This window comes from Leptolinea tardivitalis (assembly GCF_001050275.1).
GTDB lineage: Bacteria > Chloroflexota > Anaerolineae > Anaerolineales > Anaerolineaceae > Leptolinea > Leptolinea tardivitalis.
The window spans coordinates 206,239-227,575 of the sequence record NZ_BBYA01000001.1 but is presented as its reverse complement, the minus strand read 5'-3'; the positions used below and the strand labels follow the sequence as shown (position 1 = coordinate 227,575).

Genomic DNA, 21,337 nt, shown 5'->3' with positions numbered 1-21,337 from the left:
TCTCCCTAGTCCACCTGATATGGGACATTGGTGATCACAATATCTTTGCGGAATCGCAAAGCCATACGCAATTCAACCGCTGTTTGAGTATGCAGGGCATTTGACATCATATGCCGTGGAACGAACTCTGGTACCACAATAGTGATAATATCATTCGCCTGCCGCGTTTCATCAATCTCATCAATGTATTTCAACAATGGTTCAATGAACACCCGGTAGGGGGATTCCAAGATCACGAGTCGTGTTCCATCACCCCAGATTTCCCATTTCTGTTTGATCTTAGTTGTCTCTTCTTCATCAATGGAGACATGGACAGCCGTAATATCATCAGACAAAGTTTTGGCGTACCTGAGGGCAGCCAATGTTCCGCGATGCACACCGCCAATCGGCAATATCACCCGGTGGCGTGAAATCCGCCCGGCGGATACGAATGTATCCATCGAAAGACGCTGCGCCAGATTCCGGTAATGCCGGTGAATGGAATAAAAAATGTAAACCAGAACAGGCAGCAAGATGATCACGACATACGCGCCATCTGTAAACTTGGTGATGGCGAACACCGCCATAACAACCAGCGTACAAACAGAACCAAAACCATTCACGATCATCTTAAACAGCCACCGGTCATCATGATGAATGGTAGAACCTTTTTCGACGATCTCTTCACCGGGTTTCAGTTTTCCACTCTTCCACCAACGATGAGCCATGCCAGCCTGAGAAAGGGTAAAACTCAAGAATACACCAATGGCGTACAGCGGGATTAATTTTGTTACAGAAGCCTGGAAGATGATGATCAGCAATGACGCAATACCGGCCAACACAACGATACCCCGGGAATACACCAGACGGCTTCCGCGGAAAGCCAATTGCCGGGGAAGAAAACCATCCTTACCAACCAGGGCACTCAAACGAGGGAAATCAGCAAAGGCCGTATTGGCCGCCATGACAAGAATAACCGTAGTGGCGGTAATAACCATCAGGTAGAAAATTCCACGCGAATCAAATGCCGTACGCGCCAGTTGAGAAATGAGAGTTTCTTCATCTGAGGGTAAAGCGCCTATATGATTGGCTAAGAAAGTAATTCCTAACATCATGGAACCAAGAATGGCAGCCATCAAGATCAAGGTTTTACCGGCATTTGAGCTTCGGGGTTCCTTAAAAGCCATGATCCCATTGGATATGGCTTCAACTCCGGTAAGAGCAGTGGTGCCACTGGCGAATGCCTTCAAAATCAAGAACAGAGTAATGGGTTGCAGAACTGTCTGGGTATCAATGAAATCACGAGGGGGATCCACAACCTGACCTAAAGTACCTGTCAGGTAACGGAATAAACCAAACCCGATAGTAATAAACATTGAAACCAGGAAAAAGTACGTTGGAACAGCAAAAGCATATCCAGATTCTTTAACGCCCCGCAAGTTGATCATCATGATTAATAAAACCATGGCAACACCAATCTCAACTTTGAAACGTAAAAGATCTGGAAATGCTGAAGTGACCTGTGCCACACCAGAAGAAACAGAGACAGCCACTGTCAGAATATAATCAGTCAGTAATGCTGCCGCCGCAATCTGCGCTGGCATTTCTCCTAGATTATCTCGTGAGACGATATAAGCTCCACCGCCGCCTGGATAAGCATGGATGGTTTGCTCATAAGAAAGTGTCAGAATTACAAGCAGGATACAAATAGCGAAAGCCAGAGGAACCGATATACCAAAAGCGGTCGTTCCAGCAGCAGCTAAAATTATTAGCATTTCCTGAGGGGCATAAGCCACAGATGACAAGGCATCCGACGAGAAAACGGCTAATCCAATGGCTTTCCCAATGGTCTGATCTGGTGCGTCGGCTGTTGCCAGTGGACGTCCAAAGAGCATGGTTTGCAATGAACGGTTGGGTACGTATTTTGAATCGTGCCGTAATACGGTAGTGCCGCTATCTTCTTCGATATTCATATGTCCGCCAGAATCCTGGCTTTTATTCTCCACCATAATTCCTTCTTACTTTTTGCCACAAAGCGATAGATTATACATTCATCAATCACTGTCTACAAGATAAATCAAGGGTAATCTTGGTATCAAACTTATACTATGGGTGTAGATCATCCAATCCAGTATCAATTTTTCCCAGGATTGTATTATCGATCAGGCGGGTTTTACCCACATAGACTGCCATCGAGACAAGTGCCAGCCTGTCAATTTTTTCCACTTCCTGCAAAGTGTCCGGGTCGGCGATGGATATGTATTGAACCTTTACCAGTGGTTCGGCAGCGAACAGAGTGTCCATCTCGGCGCGAATCACCCGGCTGGAACGTTCTCCTGAAGCAAAAACGGCGCGCGCTTTGCGCAAGGAACGCGAAAGCACCACAGCGGCTTTTCGTTGGGCGGTGTCAAGATAGGTGTTTCGGCTCGAAAGAGCCAGTCCATCTTGTTCCCGGACAATCGGACAGACCACCATCTCAAGGTTGTAGTTCAGATCTTTCACCATGCGTGAGAGCACCACTACCTGCTGGGCATCTTTCTGACCAAAGAATGCTTTGTCAGGTTGAACGGCATTGAATAATTTGGCCACCACTGTCGTTACACCTTTGAAATGGGTAGGCCGCATGGCACCCTCCAAAACACGGGTGACATCTTCTACCGTGATGTAGGTCTGATAACCGGCAGGATACATGACATCTTCAGTGGGAGCCCAGACAATATCCACTCCGGCTTCTTTTAACAATGCCACATCTTTATCAAGATCACGAGGATATGCAGCGAAATCTTCCGTTGGACCAAATTGGGTCGGATTCACGAAAATACTGACAACCACATGTGAGCAGGTTTCTGCCGCTTTTTTCACCAGTGAAATATGACCTGCATGTAGGAACCCCATGGTTGGAACCAATCCAACAGTACCTTCCAATTTTTTACGGGCTGCATGCAATTCTTCCAGAGTTCTTACGATTTCCATGATTAATCAACCTCACTATTAATAGACCTAACCAGTCTTGTTATTGTACGTTGTACAGGAACATCAATGCCGTGTTTCTTCGCCAGAGACACAATCGCTCCATTAATTTCTTCGATTTCTGTATCCCGTCCATGTAGAACATCTTGAAGCATGGAACATCGATTGGCAGATGACTCTCGGAGAATAGTCTGCAATCGAATAGAGATTTCTGCCGGGTTAATATCGCAGCCTTCCAGGTTTGCTACCTGACAGGCTTCATTAATGAGGTCATCCAACAGGTATCCAACTTCCTGAGAACAACTCATTTCGCCATTTTTCATCCGCAGGAGTGCTCCAACCGGGTTGGCAGCAGAATTGATGATGGCTTTTTCCCATATCATTTTCTGAATGGCTGACGTGGTGGATACAGAAAATCCTGCAGCTTGAAATACATCTCGATACCAGGCGGCGGCTGGATGTGATCCGAGAAAAATGGAAGAACCTCCATGAAAATTCACAATCCCCGGTTCAACCAGCTCGGCGGCACAGGTGGTGATACCTGATATGGCACGGGATTCTCCGATAACCTCTACCATTAGACTTCGGGCAGTAAGCCCATTCTGAAGGGAAAGTACTGTTCCATCTTCCGGAAGAAAAGGTTGAACTCTTTTCAGGGCTTCGAATGTTTGATAGGCTTTTGTCAGTAATAATGCTCTCGGAAAGAATCTGGAAGTCTCTGTGATATCCAGAACTTCTACCGGAAAGACAGATTTCTCTTTTCCTTCAATGAGCATAACGCCCTGTTTGCGAAGAGCCTCAAGTCCTGTTTTCCAGGACCCCGTCATCACAACGGGAAAGCCGCTGCGAGAGAGACGCCCCGCGAAAAGGCAAGCCAGCGCGCCGGTGCCGATCATTAAAATTGGTTCAGTCATAGGATCAGTGGATTATTCGTAAAGTCTCTTCCCACTCAACATCAGACATTTCATACGAGTTTTCCACTCCAGGGAATACTCCGTTTTGAACATCCAATAGATAAGCCGAAAATGCCTTCTGAATATCCTGATGAAGATTGGCATATTTCTTCACAAAACGGGGAGTAAAGCGGCTGAAGAGCCCGAGCAAATCTGGTGAAACCAAAACCTGACCATCACAGCCGGCACCAGCTCCAATGCCGATGGTTGGGATATCCAAACGTTTGGATACAAGTTCTGCCAACCGCGCCGGAATGGATTCAAGAACAATGCTAAAACAACCGGATTGCTGCAGGATCAGAGCATCTTCCAGGAGACGTTGGGCTGCCGCAGCCGTATTGGCCTGTACACCAAATCCGCCGAATTTGTTGACTGATTGCGGTGTCAAACCGAGATGTCCCATGACAGGAATCCCCGTTGATACGATGGCCCTCACAGCATCCGCTCGTTCACGTCCACCCTCAAGTTTAACGGCATGCATTCCACCTTCCTGCAACAGTCGGCCGGAATTTCGAACAGCTTCTTCCAGCGAAACCTGATAAGAAAGGAAGGGTAAGTCGCCAACCAAAAGCGCATTTTTCGATCCACGTGCCACAGCTTTGCAGTGATGAAGCATATCTTCCATGGTAACCTGCAGTGTGGTTTCATAACCCAGCACTACCATGCCAAGAGAATCACCAACCAGTATTGATGGTATGCCGCTTTCATCAGCAATTTCCGCTGTCTGAGCATCATAGGCTGTGATCATGGCAATTTTCTGCCCATTCTTCTTCATCTGGAGGAACGTCTGGGTGGTAATCTTCTTTTTGGGCGGTTCTGGTATTTGAGACATGGTATTGTGTTTTCCTTGCATAAACCCTGTTGTTGTACGTCCTTCATTATAAGACTGTATTTGCCTGGATTAATTAAAAATGAGAGACCCCGGGAGCAGGCCGGGGTCTCATCAGGTTGATCCAATCTAGATCGAGTGAATTGTCAGATAGACCAATGTCTGGTTAAGCAATTGATAGGCAATCTCACCGAATGTGATCGGTCCTACCATATCTCCTGTGCGCATTCCTTCAAGGTTTGAATACAAATAATTGAGAATGCAATTGCATGAGAAAAGCATCGTCTTCTGATTGGCGGTGTTCGATGATGAAAACTCAGCATAATCATCAATCAGCACCTGAGTCATAAATTCCTGGAAATACTGGTCAACAGGTTGGGCGAACCGGTATTGAACATCCTTGAATACCGGAGCATAGAAGGAAACGCTCTTTTTCTCCTTATCGATGGATTTGATACTGATGTTGATCCCTGCCCCACTATAATCTGCCACCAACGGCAGTCTGGTATCTATGCTCTTTTCGACAAGATAATCTGCAAAATTCATTGATTTGCCATCAACAATTACCTGTGTCACCTCAAAACCATCGACAGTGAAGACAATGGAATCGCCGGTTCCCTGTTTGAAAATATTAAGCATTCGAATATCGGCCAATTTGTCGGCAGGCAACGTTACAGCCATCATCAAGGCTCGATCCTCGATTTTTTCACCGGTTTTTCCGTTGATCACTTTGGGAGTGGTTTTTCCCAGGTCATCCAGCAACACACCAGATACCCATCCAAGGAGTGGTTTTGTGGTAAATCCAGGAAAATCCGGGGCATTAATCGCGAAAGACATATGAATTTCTGTAAAAGCCGGGATAATCAGGAAGCCAAAACCATTCGCAGGAATATCACTGTAAATAGAAGCAATGGATTGCCGATCGTATGTTTTTATGCTTGTTTCTGTGACATACTCTGGCAATTGGGTGACCATGATTTTTTCTTTTGAAGTTTCGCCACCATTGTCTCCCATGAAATATGGACTTGTTCCGGCAACCCAATTTCCTGTGGGTAATTGACTTAATACTGTCTCATCTCCAGCTAACAACAATCGGGCTCCGTGTTTGATCATATCCGAGACTTCATCGACAGAATACAGGACCTTGATCATGGTTATTTCCCCCTAAGCATTCAATTTCTGTAAATCACGCCTGGCAGCCGGATTATTCTGATTCAGGATCATCAATTCATAAAGGCGGCTTACAGATTGTTCGATTTTTGCGGGCGAAGGATCTTTCTGAACATCGGTCGCTAGTTTGCCCAGCAGCATTTGCAGGGCAAGGTAATCAAATTCAAATACTTTCTTACGAAGAATCAATTCTTTCCAAATATCAGCTGTTACCGGTGGTATTGTCATATATCCCCTTTCATGATGAAAATTACGTTGTCAACAACCCGAATATTTCGAATTATTAAATTATATATCGATCTATGATTAATAAAATCTTGGAAGATTTACACAATATAAGAAATTGTGTATAATAGATATTGTTTATCTTATTTATATATAATAAATAGGATAAATTCATTCGGATCAACCATATAGAATAAATTACCCGGAGGTTCCAAATATGGTTCTAACCAATCACCATCCCAGAAAAGTAGCCGTTGTCGGAACTGGAAACGTTGGCGCAACATTTGCATATGCGCTATTAATGAGTGGTTTGGCATCAGAAATAGTGTTGATTGATGCCAATGTAAGTAAGGCAGAGGGGGAAGCCATGGACCTTAATCATGCGGTACCCATGCATTCCCCTACCCGAATCTGGGCAGGCAGTTACGAGGACTGTGCCGGTGCGGCAATTACCGTGATAACAGCCGGCAGCGCCCAGCGTCCTGGAGAAACCAGGTTGGATTTAATCCAACGTAATGCTGGAATTTTCCGATCCATAGTAGAAAATGTTGTAAAAAACAATCCAGGTGGAATCATTCTTGTGGCCACAAATCCGGTCGATGTTTTAACCTATGCCACCTGGAAATTTTCCGGATTGCCCGCCAACCGGGTGATTGGCAGCGGCACGATTCTCGATACCGCCCGGTTCCGCTACCTGCTCAGTCAAACTTTTGAAGTGGATCCCCGCAGTGTCCATGCTTATATTATTGGAGAACATGGGGATAGCGAAGTCCCGGTCTGGTCATTGGCCAATATTGCCGGCATGCGCCTTCCAGATTACTGCGCTGCGAATGATATGGGCTGCAGGCAGGAAGGTCTGGAATCCATCTTCACTCAAACCCGTGATGCCGCTTACGAAATCATTACCCGCAAAGGCTCCACATACTATGCCATTGCATCGGGGTTAATGCGCATTGTTGAAGCCATATTGCGCGATCAGGCCACTGTCCTTTCCGTCTCTACATATATTGAAGATTATTACGGCATTAAGGATGTGTATTTGAGCCTCCCCAGTGTCATTGACCAGGGTGGTATTGAACGCACCATTCATCTGGATCTCAATGAAGAAGAGATTGCCGGATTAAAACGATCAGCTTCAGTGTTAAAAGACACCATCGGCACCATCAAATTCTGATCGACTTTTTCCTAATCAGAGCGGTCCCAGTTCAGCAAATTGGGGCCGCTTTTTCTACGGGCAGATGTCTCCGCTTATAGCTGATGTGGTTACTCCTTCAAGGTGAACAGAGTCAATACAATTGATGCGTTTTTCTCGTGAAAAAGCGCGCACTTTGACATAGTTTTCGCAAAATCCATCCAGAATGTATCCACCATCTTGAGGCCGGGCAACTTCCCACAGAACTTGGACTGTTTTACCCACCTGGCAAAGTTGATAGTGTTTTGTAGATTCAGCCAGCACATCACGGACTCGGGCGGCTCTTATCTTCCGTTCCTTTGATTGAACCTGGTCCGGGAAACTGGCTGCCGGTGTACCCTGCCGGGCAGAATACGGAAAAACATGTCCCCCTGAAAACGCAGCCTTTTGAATGAAATCCAGGCTTTCTTCAAATTCTGCGAGGGTCTCACCGGGGAACCCGGCGATCACATCAGTGGTGATGGCAAAGTTGTCATCAATTTGACGGGCCTGGTCCAGCAACATCATGAATTCTGACGGCGTTATCCGGCGCCCCATGCGTTTCAAGGTTGCAGCGGATCCGGATTGAATGGCAATATGCAGATGACGACAGATTCGGCGGTCATCAAACAGACGGAAAAACTCAGCATCCATATCCCATGGTTCAATGGACGAAAACCTCAGCCGCGGAACATCTGCCTCCCCCAGAATTAACCTGACCAGTTCTGACAGATTCTTCGGTTCGGAAAAATGTTTTCCCCAGGAACCAAGTTGAACACCTGTAAGCACAATCTCTTTCGCCCCGCCAGCCAGCGCAGACTGCACATCGGCCAGTATACGGTCAACCGGCTCTCCACGTGATTTTCCCCGGGCAATCCGGGTGACACAGAACGTACAGAAGGCATCACAGCCATCCTGAACTTTTATAAAAGCCCGAGTCCGGTGCCTGGTTCCGGGGAGGGTTTCCCGTTCGATCAAAGAGAGATCCATGGCCGCATAATCAAATCCCAGAAAATTCCCGGCCAATTCATCTTTCTTATCATTCAAAACCACACGGGTATATTCAGATAAGGCTGCAGCAGCATCCGGTTCAAGTGTAGCCCAGCATCCGGTGGCGATGATCTGAGCTCGGGGTGAAATCCGCGCAGCCTGTCTGATCTTTTGCCGCGAATCGGAAGCTGCCTGTGAAGTAACCGAACAGGTGTTTACAACCACCAGATCAGCCTCATTCATGCTTCCAACAATGGTGTGACCGGCGAAACGGAATTCCCGCGCCATGCGTTCAATCTCACTCTGGTTCAGGCGGCAGCCAACTGTATCAAAAAAAACTTTCATACATACCTGATAAAAAAGTCAGTCTTATGCAGAAGGCGAATTTTAACACACTCAATCTGGCGACTCCGATCCGCCATCGCCAATAGCGAAATACTGTTTCAACAATCGGGCGGCCACCCGGCCTTCAGTGGATTCTTTGTCCATCGAGATAACTTTCAAAAGAGCATCTTTTGCCTGCGCAAAATTATTCCGGGCAATGGCAGATTGACCGATATGGAGCCAGACCGGCACATACCTTCCGTCCTTTTGACACGCTGTTGAAAAGGCAGCATCAGCTTTGGTCAGATCCCCCAGGGCAAAATAGACCTGACCCAGAGCATCCTGGGTATCCGCCCTGTCTGGTTCCAGAGCGGCAGCCTGCAACGCCAGAGGTAGCGCCGCTTCATCGATCCGATATTCATATTGAAGATGGAACTTTATAGCCGATAAATATCGGGAAACTTCTGTTGGAGTCAGATCGATGGCTTTCTGGTAATACATTTCTGCTTCCTCTAGCCGTCCTGCTTCAGCCAGTGTCTGACCCATCTCCTGGAACCAGATGGGATTATCAGGTTCATTATCGATATTCTCTTGCAGCAAACCAACAGCGGTTGTATAGGCATGCTGACGCCGATAAAAAATGGCCGATAGGAGTCGGACGACTGTTGATTTCGGTGAAATCTGCAGGGCTTTTTCGATATCCGGGCGGCCGTCTTTACCCTGTTGTTGCCGGGCTTCAGCCAGAAGCCCGTAGGCTTCCGCGTAATCCGGGGTTATCTCGACAGTCTTTGCCAGGCAGTATTCCGCCAGATCCCACTGCCCCGCGGCTCCGTAAGCCCGGCCAAAAGCCATCCAACGCATAGTTTCATCCCCGGTACGGATTCCGTCATTCATGGCCTGTCCCCACACCTGCATCCATTCTGGCTTATCGGACCAGGCAACCCATTCAGCAAGTCCGGTTTCGGGTTGTAAAACCGTCTGTAAAAATATTTCCTCAGCCCTGCTTTTTTCCGTTTCTGGATAGTTCTTGGAGAGACCACGTAAAGCGGTCAGAGCCTCTGCAAACCTGAATTTTGATCGATAAAAACGCACTAATGCACCAGCGGACGACTGCGATTCATCTACTGTTTGAGATTTTGAGACAGCCCTTATAAGACCTTTCTCCGCCTCATCCTCTTTGCCTTCGTGCAAATAGACTGATGCCAGGGTTAACCATCCATTTGAATCCAGCATCTGTCTTTTTTCAAGCGGTTCCAGCACACGTTCCGCCTTATCCCATTTCCCTTGCTGAAGATAAAGCCCGGCCAGCCGAGACCAATTCAGCTTTCGCCAGGGTTCAGCTTTCTGTATATGTAACAAAATGGACTCGGCTGCCTCACCCTGTCCTGCCGTCATAAGGCGGTCGGCCTGTCGTAATTGTATTGAAATCCGATTATCAAACTGACAGAATACCCCCCACAATATCAGAAAGAGAACGATTAGAAATTTTTGGAAAATGGGTCTCACCATTCCATTATAAAAGACACCCGCCTTTGCCGGTATCCCGGCATTTCTTGACACTGATTAACCGCTGTGATAGAGTAAGGCCACCTACTTGATGAAGTCACTATTTTTGTACTGGATATATTGTGAAAACAACTATTGTCATTCCCACATATAACGAGGCAGTTAACCTGCCTATTCTGGTGGAAAAGCTTTTCAATCTTCCACTAACAGATCTTTCCATTCTGGTGGTAGACGATAACAGCCCGGATGGAACCGGTAATATTGCCGAAGAACTCGGAAAGAAATATGACGGACGCGTCAGTGTATTGCACCGGGCTGGCAAACTGGGGTTGGGTTCCGCTTATATTCAAGGGTTCCAGAAAGCCATTCAAAACGGAGCGGAAGCCGTTGGGCAGATGGATGCAGATTTTTCCCATCCACCGGAAAAAGTTGTTGAACTGGTAAAAGCCCTCGAAACCTGCGATATGGCACTCGGTTCCCGATATGTGACAGGCGGCAAACTGGATGAACGCTGGCCCCTCTGGCGGAAGGCTCTTTCAGGATTCGGGAATTTTTATGCACGCACAATTCTTGGTTTGAAGCTCCGCGATGTGACCGGCGGCTTCCGTCTGTGGAAAAGCAGCACACTCAATGCCATGCCACTGGACCGAATCCGATCAAACGGGTATATCTTTCAGGTTGAAATGGTCTACGTAGCCACCAAATTGGGTTTCCATTTCAGTGAAATCCCCATTTATTTCGCCGACCGGCGCTGGGGCCAATCCAAAATGTCAATCCGTATTCAACTTGAAGCCGCTGTTCGCGTGTGGCAATTACCCGGTATGTACCGGGATCTGTAATTTCGTAAAAAATCTCGAATTCTAGACCTTCTGGTTGCCAGGAGGTCTAGTGTTGTTCATATCAAATTGACACGTAATACCGAGAGGTATAGAATTATTTCACACCCTATTATTGGAAAGAGGAATATCAAATGACTATTAAATTGACTTCTGCCCAACTCGCCAAATATATCGATCACACATTATTGAAACAGGAAGCCTCTGTTCCACAAATCGCCAAATTATGTGAAGAAGCCATAAAATACAACTTCGCAGCCATCTGCGTGAATGCCACCAATATCGCCCAGTGCGCCAAATTGTTGAAAGGTACAGATGTCAAATTGAGCAGTACGGTCGGCTTCCCCCTGGGTGCCACCCTGCCCTCAGTTAAAGCTTACGAAACTGAACAGGCTATTGCCGCTGGTGCTTCAGAAATTGATATGGTCATGAATGTAGGTGCTATGAAATCTGGCAACCTGGCTCTGGTAAAAGAAGACATTGCTGCCGTGGTCAAGGCTGCCCATGCCCATAAAGTCATCGTCAAAGTAATCATTGAAACCTGCCTCCTGACCGATGACGAAAAAGTCAAAGCCTGCCAGATCTGCAAGGAAGTTGGTGCCGATTTTGTGAAAACCTCTACCGGATTCAATTCAGCCGGCGCTACAGTGGCTGATGTTGCCCTTATGCGCAAAACAGTTGGCCCGGATATGGGCGTTAAAGCGGCCGGCGGTGTTCGCACCCGTGAAGATGTTCTGGCCATGATTGAAGCTGGGGCCACGCGTATTGGCACGAGCGGCGGTGTAAAAATTATGGAAGGCGCCGAAATTAAAAGCGGTTATTAGTATTTGTTTTTGAGTAAACAACAAAAAGGCGTACTTCGTATTGAGGTACGCCTTCGTTTTTAATCATTCTAGCGGCGCGGCCGCATGATTACGCGAATCGGTGTGCCTATGAAGTTGTATTCCTTCCGAATGGCATTTTCCAGATAGCGAATGTAGGTAAAATGCGCCAGGGCTGGATCGTTGACATAGATAAGGAACGTCGGCGGATCGCTGCGTACCTGTGTTCCATAGTACATGCGCAGGGAGCGGCCTTTGTGTGCCGGTGAAGCATGCGCATCCTGTGCTGATTGAATAATCCGATTCAGTTGTGAAGTGGTCAGCCGGGCAAGACGCTCTTCCTGTACACGGATGACCATGGGAAGTACCTGGTCAACCCGCTGGTTGGTTTTGGCTGAGATAAACAGGATCGGCACATAATCCATAAACTTCAAGTCTTCCTGTATCTTGGCAGTGTATTGTGCCATCGTATAGGTGTCTTTCTCAATAGCATCCCATTTATTCACCACCACCACGGCGCTTTTCCAGGCTTCCACGATGTATCCGGCAATATGGGCATCCTGTGCGCTTAATCCCTCGGTGGCATCCAGAACCAGAATGGCCACATCAGCCCTTTCTATGGAACGCATAGACCGGATGACACTGAATTTTTCAACTCCGGGTTCCACTTTCCCACGCTTGCGGATGCCGGCTGTATCGATAAGAGTAAGTTTGATCCCGTTGTATTCAATTTGTGTATCGATGGCGTCGCGGGTGGTGCCGGCAATTGGACTGACAATAGCCCTTTCCTCCCCGGCCAGTCTGTTTAGCAGACTGGATTTCCCCACATTTGGTTTTCCGACGATGGCGACTTTGATGGAATCGTCTTCTTCCTCTTCCACGGCTTCCGGGAATTCCGCCACCAGGGCATCCAGCAGATCACCGGTACCAGTTCCATGAACAGCCGAAATGGCGTAAGGTTCCCCCATACCCAGTTCGTGAAAATCAACCGCATTAGACCGCAATCCGGCAGAATCCGCTTTATTGACCACCAGTAGAACCGGCGGTCGAAAACGTCCGTCCACTTCTTTCTGATTGCGTCGCAGCATTTCAGCTACTTCAATATCCGCAGGTGTCACACCCGTTGAGGCATCGGTGATAAACAGAATCACATCTGCTTCCTGCACAGCCATTTCAGCCTGTGAACGGATTTGTTTGATGTAATCAGAAGAACCTATGGATAATGGATCTTTGCGTGAGCTGGAAGGATCAATTCCTCCGGTATCGATAATGTCGAATGAAATTCCATTCCAGGAAGATTCACCAAACAGCCGGTCGCGAGTAGTTCCGGGGATATTATCAACAATAGCCCGCGGTTCACCGGATAACCGGTTGAAGAGAGTACTTTTTCCCACATTTGGGCGCCCGACCAGGGCAACAACAGGTTTTGTCATTCAGGACCTTTTCCATTTGGAATAGTTGGGGTAAGGGTGGTTATTTTACTCTCTAAAGTGATCTGAATAGAACCCGGAATGATGGATTGGAGTTTCAAATCCGGAATTCTCACTTCCACCTGCGGTTTCCGCTGATACGTGCCTGCCAGGTCATCCGTCATATCTACGTAGACATGCACATCACTGGCCAGCAGGTTATCCAACAAGGGGATCGGGCCAGAAATGATCACATCCACAAACTCCGGAGATGGTTTAGCCTGCAACCCCTGCCCGACACCAATTATCTCCACTCGCATTCCATTCAAAGTGACACTGCTGTCGATCGTGGATACCCCGACCTGAACGTTCACCGTCTGATCACCCACGATGGAGACACCTGGCGGCAGGTTTAAGGATATGCGCATGTCCTTGTCTTCTTTCAAACCGGCCAGGTTTATGGGAATTGTCTCAACATACCCCGGCAGGCTGTCTACAATTTTTGGATCGGTTGAAAATACGGTGACAGAAGGTGGATAGGCGGAAATATTTGTTAATCGGTATCCATTGGCCAGAATACCTGTCGTTTCCACTTTTACAACCACATTTCGGTAACCGCCGCGCTGGATGATTTTTTCGGTTATTTGAACCCGGTCAGGGTTAAGTGTCACGCCGCTCACAGGTAGATCATTGTTATCCAATGCCTGCAAGGTGACTGTCTGTTCGATATCCTCATGAGCCTGTGATTGATCCAGAACGGCTCGTACCACCTGTACACGCTTGACCGTACTTTCAGGCCCGCTAACGATGGTACTGGTTTTATTCATCTCAGGCGTATCTGCCCTGAACCCTACAGCCGGGTCACCCCGCACTACAAGTGTTATCGGTAGAGATCGATTAGACAGCGGTTCAAGTTTGACATCCACATTAGACGGAGAATAGCTTACGATTTCAACCGGCCTTTGTGCAATTTGTATCTGAACAGGCACGGTATGCGGACCGGCCGACATGCCAGATAGGTCAACCACAGCCCGGACAGAGGATTTATCTGTAAGCAGGTTCGTCCAGATAGAACGGGGAGCTCGCAGGTTTATGGTCAGAGTTTTAGCCGGTTCATTGGTCAACAGAAAGCTAGGATCCTGCCCGATGATTTCAATAGAGACCGGGTATGGATATGCACGCACTTCAGCCGGGTCTTCTGCTGTGATGGCCAAAATCCATACCGCAACAGATAAAGCCAATGCTAGAAGAAAAGTGGGAATATAGCGGGTGATTTTTTGCATTTGGCAGGACTAATCCTCTGGCTGTTTGATGGATGGAATACGCAGAACACGTTTCAACCATCCACTATTACGCGAAGATGACTCCTCCGGCCGGTAAAAAGCCAGAAGAATGTTTTCCAGGCGTTCACTGTCAAGGCGGCGGATCATCCGGCCTCCGTGAGCAATGGAGATCGACCCGGTTTCCTCGGAGACTACCACAGCCACCGCATCACTGGCTTCTGAAATACCCAGAGCGGCACGGTGACGAAGTCCCATCTGGCGGTCAGGTGTTCGGTTAAGAATACCGGAGGCAGATAACGGCATGACGCATGATCCGGCTACAATCAGGTTATTGGAGATAATTACGGCACCATCATGCAGAGGTGTATTCGGGTAAAAAATCTGCATTAATAATTCAGGTGAAACCCGGGCATTAAGAACAACACCGGTCTGAATATAATCTCTCAGGGAATCGCCGCGCTGTAAAATGATCAATGCTCCGTGTTGGCGGGCGGAAAGCCGGGCACAGGCTGTGGTAACAGCTTTGACGGTTTGTTGAAGGGATCCGTCTGTGCCGGGAATTTGATGCGAAAGCATCCCGGCAGGACCACCACCTGCTCTACCCAACTTCTCAAGACCACGCCGGATCTCTGGTGCAAAAATAACAGGTATGGAGAGTAATAAAACTGGGAGGGCATTTTTCACCAGCCAGGAAAATGCCGGCAGATTGATCAAGCTGGTCATCAAACTGATCAGGATAATCAGCAAGACCACCCCGCGCAACAATGTCACTGCTTGGGTATCCCGCACTACCAGTAGAATGGCAAAAAAGATCAACGTGACCAAAGTCAAATCTAATACACTCAACCAGGTCAGACGCTGAACAAGAAATAGAAGCTGGCTTAGAAACTCAGACACAATTATCATCCTGTATGGCCAGACGGAATGAATCAGGAACATGGGTCTCCCAGGCATGCTTCACCTGAAGCAGCAGGTCTTCCAGTGTGCCGTCATTTTGAATAATTACCGTAGCCAGTTTCAATTTTTCTTCCTGCGGAGCCTGCGCCTGAATGCGTGTGCGGGCATCTTCCTCACTCATTTCCCGGAACAGTGTTAATCGTGCCAGTCGAATTTCCAAAGGAGCATCGGTTACCCAGAGTTCATCGCATTGACTTGACAGGCTGGATTCAATCAGCTTAATGGCTTCAATAACAATTACGGGGGATGTGGTTTCCTCAATGATCCTATCCACTTCAGCCTTAACCAGCGGATGGATAATGTTCTCCAATTCCGCCAATTTTTCTGGCTGGCGAAATACAAGATTAGCCAGGGCTGCCCTGTCAAGGCGTTGGTCAGGTGTGGTAAATTCCGGGCCAAAATGGGTCAGAATTGGACCGTAGGCGCTTCCGTTGGGCTCTGCAACTTGCCGCGCGATCAGGTCTGCATCAATACCCAGTGCCCCAAGGCACTGAAGAATCTTTCTGACTTCACTTTTCCCTGTTCCAATATTCCCGGTGAGGCCAATAATAAATTTATTATTCCATTTAGTCATAGTGGATCCGTTGCAGGAACGAGACCAACCCGCGGTTATCTTAAGGTAATTTGATTCTAGCCGTGGTATAGATGAAAGTCAAACCCGGTATCATAAAAATTGTCTATATTCTTGTCCATGTATGTCAACACAGCTGGCAGGTAACTTGCAGACTCAAATACACGAATTATTTCATTTTCGGGATCACAAGATGAATCAAATTGTAGAAAAATGGAAATCTGTTTTACATACGTCAAACAGATCAACAATACTCGTTGGCCTATTGTTATTCATCGGTCTGGTTATTCTATTAACGTTTACTCTGCCAGAAGCGCCAGACTGGCATAACCTGTACCGCCCTGGGGCATTGGCCATGATCCAGGGGAAAAATCCATTTGATAACCCGATCTTTTATAACGCTCCCTGGGTGTTGATCCCCATGATTCCTCTGCTCCTATTACCCGAAGCAGTCGGTCGTGCTATCTTGACAGTCGCCACACTGGTTATACTGGTGCTTGTAGCTCATCGATTTGGAGCCAGACCCGTTGGTATCGTTTTTATCCTGTTATCACCACCTGTGTTTCAACTGATGCTCGATGGAAATATTGATTGGATAGTTGCTCTAGGATTCATCCTGCCGCCGCAAATCGGGCTTTTTCTACTGGCAGTAAAACCTCAAACAGGTATGGTAGTGGGTATTTTCTGGCTGGTGGAAGCCTACCAGAAAGGCCGGATAAGAGAAGTTTTCAGGGTGTTTTTGCCGGTTACTCTGGCTTTCGTGATTTCATTCCTGATGTATGGTTTTTGGCCGCTCCGCTTCTCTACCGCCCTGGAGCTGGGTGGGAATGCCAGCCTGTGGCCCATGTCCATCCCCATCGGGCTGGCTTTAACCGCCGCGGCTATGCGTAAACATAGAGTGGAATACGCCATGGCAGCCTCTCCATGCCTCACTCCGTATGCGCTGCTGCACTCATGGATCAGTCCACTGCTGGCAATTGCCGGATCAACTACAGAAACAATTTGTGCCGTCGCAGGTCTTTGGATGGTTGTGATAATCCGGGCACTGGGCAGATAAAATCAATTCAGCTTTACCTGAAAAATCACGGGGGTTACAGGCTGACCAGCCAGTCTTTGGCCTCTTCACGGGTATCAAACGATTTGATCTCATGAAGTGTTAAGAATCGAACCGTTGCCAGAATAGCCTGTTTTGCTCCATCAATTCCCAATACAGCTGAACCTTTTACATACGGGGTATTTGACATGGCAAAATTCTTGACGGCCAGTACGGTTTCTTTTGTGTAATGGGTATCTTGAACATTTGCCAGGATTAACACCGAATTGCGTGGTTTTTCCTTGATCAACCTGGTCGCTTCATTCAATACTTGAATGCAATCTTCTGGATTGCATCCTGAAACATCAACATTTACAATTTCTTTACTGGTGTATTGCTCCACGAATACTCGCGTCACTCTTTCCTCCCGGCGTGAGATTATTGAATCGCTTTCGCAATCGGTATTTCTTTGATTATATTTGTTTTTTTATGGTTATTTTTGAGTTGTGATAAATGACAGTGTGAAATGACACCCCCAATTTGAAAGTGGAGATAAAAAATATACAATTGGTCTTATAATAGTAAATCCTGAAGGAGCGGGGTTTATGGGTGCAAAGGTTACGATCGACGTATCGAACACACAGGGCAGAAAAAGGATTTTCTCTTACGAAGAACATGACACATTCATGGTAGGACGGATGAGTGATTGTCATCTCTGCATTGAAGATGACAATTATCTTTCCCGCCACCATTTCATCATGGAAGTCAATCCTCCCAATGTCCGTCTGCAAGATCTGGGCAGCCTGAATGGGACGTATGTAAACAATAAAAAAGTAGGCGGAAGGGATGTCAACGAGACTCCGGAACAAGCTCTTGCCCGTTACAAATTCCCCTGGGTAGACCTGAAGAACGGTGATGTGATTACAACAGGAGATACCCGGTTTAATATCATGATTCAATCTCCTGATTTGGTTACCAGTCCGGTACGATGCCAGAAATGCGGCCGGGATGTCTCTACCGAAATAGGCGCTGCCCGCGGCGGTACCTATATCTGCGAAATCTGCCAGAAGACAGCAAATGCGAGCCCGTTTGACCTGCTGCAACAATTCCTGGAAGAAAACCGGCATATCCGGCAATCTGACGGCAGTTTCACCATAAACTTGATAAAGCGTGGATTTACGCTGGAAAAACCTGTTGAATTCTCAGATTTCGATATTGTCAGGGTGTTGGGTGCCGGGGTATTCGGCGCATCCTACCTGATCAATCATCGTTCAACTGGAAAACAGGCGGTTTTGAAACTCATGCTGCCCAAAACGGCAGCCAGCGTTGAACGACAAGAACGCTTCCTTGCCGAAACAATGGAAGCCAGAAACATAAAACACCATAATATGGTGGATTTCATTGAATCTGGTTACCGGAATGGTATCTTCTATTTTGTGATGGAATACTGCAATGTAGGTAACCTGGAAACCCTTCGACGCGGTGGGAAGGTCCAGGCGAATTTCCTTATCCTTTCCATGCTGCAAACCCTTGAAGCATTAACCTTTGCCCATAATGAAGGACATATCCATCGCGACCTCAAACCCCAGAATATTCTGCTCAGTACATCAGGGAAAAATCTGGTAACCAAGGTTTCCGATTTCGGCTTATCGAAAAGCTTCATTATGAATGGGTTGAGCGGTATGACGGTCACCGGCTCATCAATGGGCTCCTATCCATATATTCCCCGGGAACAGGTGATTGATTTTAAATATGCACGGCCTGAAACAGATATCTGGGCGCTTGGTGCCACCATGTATAACCTGTTGACCGGTGAATTTCCCCGGAATTTCAGTCACGGTAAAGATCCATTGGATGTAATTTTAAATGGAGATATCATCCCCATTCGCCAGAGGGATGCCTCTATCCCGGCAGAAATTGCTGAGATCATTGACCATGCAGTAAAAAATGACCCGGCAGACAGGTATCAACATGCCGGGGAAATGCTTTCAGCGCTTAAGCGTGTCTGGAAGAAAAGCTCGTAAATTTCCCTGATCGCTTGACACACCCCCCTACTTCATGTAGAATACACCCACTTGCCGAGATAGCTCAGTTGGTAGAGCACACGACTGAAAATTGTGGTGTCCTGGGTCCGATTCCCAGTCTCGGCACTAAACACCCGGATTAATCCGGGTGTTTTTGATAATCCGGCATGTTACAATGCGAAATATGCTCGAGAAATTTGGAAAGAATATCTCACTGGCCTGTATTTTTCTGGGTATTGGTCTGATTGGCCTGTGGTTAATGACTTATGATCCCAATGCCGACCTGCCAGCCAGTACAATTCTGGTACGTTCCACCGGTGGACTTCCGCCGGTTCGATCAGCTGACTTGCGGCCGGGGAACATTTTACAGAAAGCCGGCATCCGGCTTTACCCCGGTGACAGGATTCTGGTAGACGGTCAACGCTACCTGCCCGACCAACCTTTGCTGCCTGCATCCAACCGGGTGATTCAAATCATCCCGGCATCCCGTGTCACAGTTAACCAGAACAACAAACAATCTTCGTTTCTGAGTTCAGCCGCCACGCTTGGCCAGGCTCTTTGGGAAGCCGGTTATCACCTGACAACCGTAGATAAAGTTAACCCATCGGTAGATACCCTTCTGGTGGGTGATCTTAACGTGACAATTAACAGCACCCGTTCCGTGCCGGTAAAGGATGGAAAAACCACACGACAGATTCGCACCGCCGCCGCAACAGTTGGTGAAGCATTGGCGGAAACCGGATATGCCCTGACCGCCCTCGATACAACCGATCCAGCCTTCGATCAACCCGTTCCCGTTGGAAAACCAATAAAGATTTTCAGAAACAGCGAAGTCATGGAGTTGATGGGTAGTGCAGTAGCATTTAAAAATGAACCGGTTTATAAAGAAGACATGAATCAGGGCGAAAGCGAAATCGTTCAGGCGGGAGAAAATGGATTGGAGATCTTCAGACAACGCGTGAAGTTTACGAATGGAGAAGAAACCAGCCGCAACGACGAGGGAAAAGTTTTAGTCCGTGAACCAGTAAAGCAAATTACCAACGTGGGAACAAAACCAGTTGTACGGTCGGTGGATATCGGGTCAGAATCACTGGATTACTACCGCATAGAAGAGGTTTATGCCACATCGTATTCCCCCTGCCGGCAGGGGTACGATCATTGCAGTACGGGAACGGCCAGTGGAACCCCATTGGCAAAAGGTGTAATTGCCGTTTCACCTGCCTGGTACAAAATTTTTGCCGGAACACAGATTTATATCCCCGGTTATGGAGTGGGCACTGTGGCTGATACCGGCGGGGGTATTCCGGGCAAATATTGGATTGACCTGGGTTATGGAGAAGAAGACTTTGTAAATTGGCATCAGACGGTCACGATTTACTTCCTCAATCCTGCCCCTGCCAACGTACCGGATGTGCTGCCATGACCATACAACCACCAGATTACTTTGCCTTGATGAAAAAGTTTGATGTTAAGCCACGAAAATCGCTGGGGCAAAACTTTCTTTTAGATCAGTCCATCCTGAACCAGATTGTTCAATCGTCCGGTGTTTCACCAGAAACGGATGTCCTCGAAATTGGTGCCGGCCTCGGCAGCCTGACCTGGACTCTCGCCAGAACAGCCCATCAGGTGACAGCCATTGAAATTGATAAGAATCTGATCCCGGTTCTGAATGAAGCCTTATCTCCCTGTGAAAATGTACACATTGTTCAGGGTGATATTCTGGAAATTCCACTGGATGGTCTCGCCCTTAAGCCAGGTTATTTTGTAGTGGCGAACATTCCGTATTACATCACATCGGCGGTTATCCGGTACCTTCTCGAATCTCCGATCAAACCGGCTCGCCTGTTTCTCACGGTGCAACGTGAAGTGGCAGAGCGAATCTGTGCCGCCCCTGGCGATATGAGTCTTTTGGCGTTGAGTGTTCAGGTATACGGCAAACCAGCCATCACCGGGAAGCTCCCTGCCGGTGCATTTTATCCGCCTCCGGCTGTTGATTCTGCCTGCGTGCGGGTAGACATCCATCCCCAGCCGCTGATCTCACAAGGTCAGCTTGACCTGTTCTTTCGCGTCATTAAAGCCGGATTCAGTCAGAAACGGAAAACACTGCGAAATTCCATATCGGCTGGAATGGCCTTACAGCCAGAGAAAACTGCGGTACTATTGAGCACTGCCGGGATTGATCCCATGAGACGGGCAGAAACTCTTTCCATTCCCGAGTGGGAGAAACTGGTAAAAGTATTTGAAACTAAAAATTCTTGAGAAAGATGAACTCACTATCGCGCTTGA

At 47.5% G+C, this 21,337-nt stretch carries 20 protein-coding genes and 1 tRNA gene; 8 read left to right on the top strand and 13 right to left on the bottom strand.

What is annotated here, in order from left to right:
• Positions 1-5: 5 nt before the first annotated feature.
• The 6 genes from LTAR_RS01085 to LTAR_RS01060 all read right to left on the bottom strand — a co-directional run bounded on the left by LTAR_RS01085 (position 6) and on the right by LTAR_RS01060 (position 6,129).
• Complete coding sequence (locus LTAR_RS01085; protein WP_236686558.1) at positions 6-1,988, bottom strand: APC family permease; 1,983 nt, start codon at positions 1,986-1,988, stop codon at positions 6-8.
• Between the two features lie 97 nt (positions 1,989-2,085).
• Positions 2,086-2,952, bottom strand: coding sequence for a pantoate--beta-alanine ligase (panC, locus tag LTAR_RS01080; RefSeq protein WP_062420282.1), 867 nt, complete (start codon positions 2,950-2,952; stop codon positions 2,086-2,088).
• A 2-nt stretch (positions 2,953-2,954) separates the two neighbouring features.
• The gene (locus LTAR_RS01075) at positions 2,955-3,863 is read right to left on the bottom strand and encodes a ketopantoate reductase family protein (RefSeq protein WP_062420281.1); all 909 of its coding nucleotides are present in this window, start codon (positions 3,861-3,863) and stop codon (positions 2,955-2,957) included.
• Positions 3,864-3,867: 4 nt separating this feature from the next.
• On the bottom strand, positions 3,868-4,734 hold the full coding sequence (panB, locus tag LTAR_RS01070) for a 3-methyl-2-oxobutanoate hydroxymethyltransferase (protein ID WP_062420280.1): 867 nt from the start codon (positions 4,732-4,734) through the stop codon (positions 3,868-3,870).
• 126 nt (positions 4,735-4,860) lie between these two features.
• Entirely contained in the window at positions 4,861-5,883 is a 1,023-nt protein-coding gene (locus tag LTAR_RS01065) for a DUF6976 family protein (protein ID WP_062420279.1), read from the bottom strand.
• Between the two features lie 12 nt (positions 5,884-5,895).
• Positions 5,896-6,129, bottom strand: coding sequence for a hypothetical protein (locus tag LTAR_RS01060; protein WP_062420278.1), 234 nt, complete (start codon positions 6,127-6,129; stop codon positions 5,896-5,898).
• A 214-nt stretch (positions 6,130-6,343) separates the two neighbouring features.
• Here LTAR_RS01060 and LTAR_RS01055 point away from each other — a divergent pair, with 214 nt between their 5' ends.
• Complete coding sequence (locus LTAR_RS01055) at positions 6,344-7,300, top strand: L-lactate dehydrogenase (RefSeq protein WP_062420277.1); 957 nt, start codon at positions 6,344-6,346, stop codon at positions 7,298-7,300.
• Between the two features lie 54 nt (positions 7,301-7,354).
• On the opposite strand, the gene mtaB is transcribed toward LTAR_RS01055, so the two are convergent.
• Both mtaB and LTAR_RS01045 read right to left on the bottom strand, forming a co-directional pair.
• Entirely contained in the window at positions 7,355-8,632 is a 1,278-nt protein-coding gene (gene mtaB / locus LTAR_RS01050; protein ID WP_062420276.1) for a tRNA (N(6)-L-threonylcarbamoyladenosine(37)-C(2))-methylthiotransferase MtaB, read from the bottom strand.
• A gap of 51 nt (positions 8,633-8,683) precedes the next feature.
• The gene (locus tag LTAR_RS01045) at positions 8,684-10,006 is read right to left on the bottom strand and encodes a tetratricopeptide repeat protein (protein WP_158423367.1); all 1,323 of its coding nucleotides are present in this window, start codon (positions 10,004-10,006) and stop codon (positions 8,684-8,686) included.
• A gap of 233 nt (positions 10,007-10,239) precedes the next feature.
• Here LTAR_RS01045 and LTAR_RS01040 point away from each other — a divergent pair, with 233 nt between their 5' ends.
• Positions 10,240-10,956, top strand: a complete 717-nt coding sequence (locus tag LTAR_RS01040) for a polyprenol monophosphomannose synthase (protein ID WP_062420274.1) — start codon at positions 10,240-10,242, stop codon at positions 10,954-10,956.
• Positions 10,957-11,087: 131 nt separating this feature from the next.
• Positions 11,088-11,777 carry a deoxyribose-phosphate aldolase gene (gene deoC / locus LTAR_RS01035; protein ID WP_062420273.1) on the top strand — a complete coding sequence of 230 codons (690 nt, stop codon included), beginning with the start codon at positions 11,088-11,090 and terminating at the stop codon, positions 11,775-11,777.
• Between the two features lie 68 nt (positions 11,778-11,845).
• On the opposite strand, the gene der is transcribed toward deoC, so the two are convergent.
• From der to coaE, 4 genes are read right to left on the bottom strand one after another with little or no spacing between them, the layout of a single operon-like run.
• Positions 11,846-13,207, bottom strand: coding sequence for a ribosome biogenesis GTPase Der (der, locus tag LTAR_RS01030; protein WP_062420272.1), 1,362 nt, complete (start codon positions 13,205-13,207; stop codon positions 11,846-11,848).
• Complete coding sequence (locus LTAR_RS01025; RefSeq protein ID WP_062420271.1) at positions 13,204-14,466, bottom strand: CdaR family protein; 1,263 nt, start codon at positions 14,464-14,466, stop codon at positions 13,204-13,206. The genes der and LTAR_RS01025 overlap by 4 nt, the downstream gene beginning before the upstream one ends.
• Positions 14,467-14,475: 9 nt before the next feature.
• The gene (gene cdaA, locus LTAR_RS01020; RefSeq protein WP_062420270.1) at positions 14,476-15,363 is read right to left on the bottom strand and encodes a diadenylate cyclase CdaA; all 888 of its coding nucleotides are present in this window, start codon (positions 15,361-15,363) and stop codon (positions 14,476-14,478) included.
• Complete coding sequence (gene coaE / locus LTAR_RS01015) at positions 15,356-15,997, bottom strand: dephospho-CoA kinase (protein WP_062420269.1); 642 nt, start codon at positions 15,995-15,997, stop codon at positions 15,356-15,358. The genes cdaA and coaE overlap by 8 nt, the downstream gene beginning before the upstream one ends.
• 190 nt (positions 15,998-16,187) lie before the next feature.
• On the opposite strand from coaE, the gene LTAR_RS01010 reads away from it, so the two are divergent.
• The gene (locus LTAR_RS01010) at positions 16,188-17,051 is read left to right on the top strand and encodes a hypothetical protein (protein WP_062420268.1); all 864 of its coding nucleotides are present in this window, start codon (positions 16,188-16,190) and stop codon (positions 17,049-17,051) included.
• 34 nt (positions 17,052-17,085) lie between these two features.
• Here LTAR_RS01010 and LTAR_RS01005 read toward each other — a convergent pair whose 3' ends face one another.
• Positions 17,086-17,445, bottom strand: coding sequence for an STAS/SEC14 domain-containing protein (locus tag LTAR_RS01005; protein ID WP_062420267.1), 360 nt, complete (start codon positions 17,443-17,445; stop codon positions 17,086-17,088).
• 187 nt (positions 17,446-17,632) lie between these two features.
• Between LTAR_RS01005 and LTAR_RS01000 the strand changes: the two genes are divergently transcribed.
• The 4 genes from LTAR_RS01000 (at position 17,633) to rsmA (ending at position 21,310) form a co-directional block, all read left to right on the top strand.
• Positions 17,633-19,051, top strand: coding sequence for a protein kinase domain-containing protein (locus LTAR_RS01000; RefSeq protein WP_062420266.1), 1,419 nt, complete (start codon positions 17,633-17,635; stop codon positions 19,049-19,051).
• Between the two features lie 53 nt (positions 19,052-19,104).
• A tRNA-Phe gene (locus tag LTAR_RS00995) sits at positions 19,105-19,177 on the top strand.
• A gap of 49 nt (positions 19,178-19,226) precedes the next feature.
• Positions 19,227-20,474: a resuscitation-promoting factor gene (locus LTAR_RS00990; RefSeq protein WP_062420265.1), complete on the top strand. Its 1,248-nt coding sequence runs from the start codon at positions 19,227-19,229 to the stop codon at positions 20,472-20,474.
• On the top strand, positions 20,471-21,310 hold the full coding sequence (gene rsmA / locus LTAR_RS00985) for a 16S rRNA (adenine(1518)-N(6)/adenine(1519)-N(6))-dimethyltransferase RsmA (RefSeq protein ID WP_062420264.1): 840 nt from the start codon (positions 20,471-20,473) through the stop codon (positions 21,308-21,310). The genes LTAR_RS00990 and rsmA overlap by 4 nt, the downstream gene beginning before the upstream one ends.
• Positions 21,311-21,337 lie beyond the last annotated feature (27 nt).

Excerpts from the sequence above, each read along its gene's own strand:
- LTAR_RS01085 (WP_236686558.1), bottom strand. The coding sequence starts at position 1,988 with ATGGTGGAGAATAAAAGCCAGGATTCTGGCGGACATATGAATATCGAA.
- panC (WP_062420282.1), bottom strand. The coding sequence starts at position 2,952 with ATGGAAATCGTAAGAACTCTGGAAGAATTGCATGCAGCCCGTAAAAAA.
- LTAR_RS01075 (WP_062420281.1), bottom strand. The coding sequence starts at position 3,863 with ATGACTGAACCAATTTTAATGATCGGCACCGGCGCGCTGGCTTGCCTT.
- panB (WP_062420280.1), bottom strand. The coding sequence starts at position 4,734 with ATGTCTCAAATACCAGAACCGCCCAAAAAGAAGATTACCACCCAGACG.
- LTAR_RS01065 (WP_062420279.1), bottom strand. The coding sequence starts at position 5,883 with ATGATCAAGGTCCTGTATTCTGTCGATGAAGTCTCGGATATGATCAAA.
- LTAR_RS01060 (WP_062420278.1), bottom strand. The coding sequence starts at position 6,129 with ATGACAATACCACCGGTAACAGCTGATATTTGGAAAGAATTGATTCTT.
- LTAR_RS01055 (WP_062420277.1), top strand. The coding sequence starts at position 6,344 with ATGGTTCTAACCAATCACCATCCCAGAAAAGTAGCCGTTGTCGGAACT.
- mtaB (WP_062420276.1), bottom strand. The coding sequence starts at position 8,632 with ATGAAAGTTTTTTTTGATACAGTTGGCTGCCGCCTGAACCAGAGTGAG.
- LTAR_RS01045 (WP_158423367.1), bottom strand. The coding sequence starts at position 10,006 with ATGACGGCAGGACAGGGTGAGGCAGCCGAGTCCATTTTGTTACATATA.
- deoC (WP_062420273.1), top strand. The coding sequence starts at position 11,088 with ATGACTATTAAATTGACTTCTGCCCAACTCGCCAAATATATCGATCAC.
- der (WP_062420272.1), bottom strand. The coding sequence starts at position 13,207 with ATGACAAAACCTGTTGTTGCCCTGGTCGGGCGCCCAAATGTGGGAAAA.
- LTAR_RS01025 (WP_062420271.1), bottom strand. The coding sequence starts at position 14,466 with ATGCAAAAAATCACCCGCTATATTCCCACTTTTCTTCTAGCATTGGCT.
- coaE (WP_062420269.1), bottom strand. The coding sequence starts at position 15,997 with ATGACTAAATGGAATAATAAATTTATTATTGGCCTCACCGGGAATATT.
- LTAR_RS01010 (WP_062420268.1), top strand. The coding sequence starts at position 16,188 with ATGAATCAAATTGTAGAAAAATGGAAATCTGTTTTACATACGTCAAAC.
- LTAR_RS01000 (WP_062420266.1), top strand. The coding sequence starts at position 17,633 with ATGGGTGCAAAGGTTACGATCGACGTATCGAACACACAGGGCAGAAAA.
- LTAR_RS00990 (WP_062420265.1), top strand. The coding sequence starts at position 19,227 with ATGCGAAATATGCTCGAGAAATTTGGAAAGAATATCTCACTGGCCTGT.
- rsmA (WP_062420264.1), top strand. The coding sequence starts at position 20,471 with ATGACCATACAACCACCAGATTACTTTGCCTTGATGAAAAAGTTTGAT.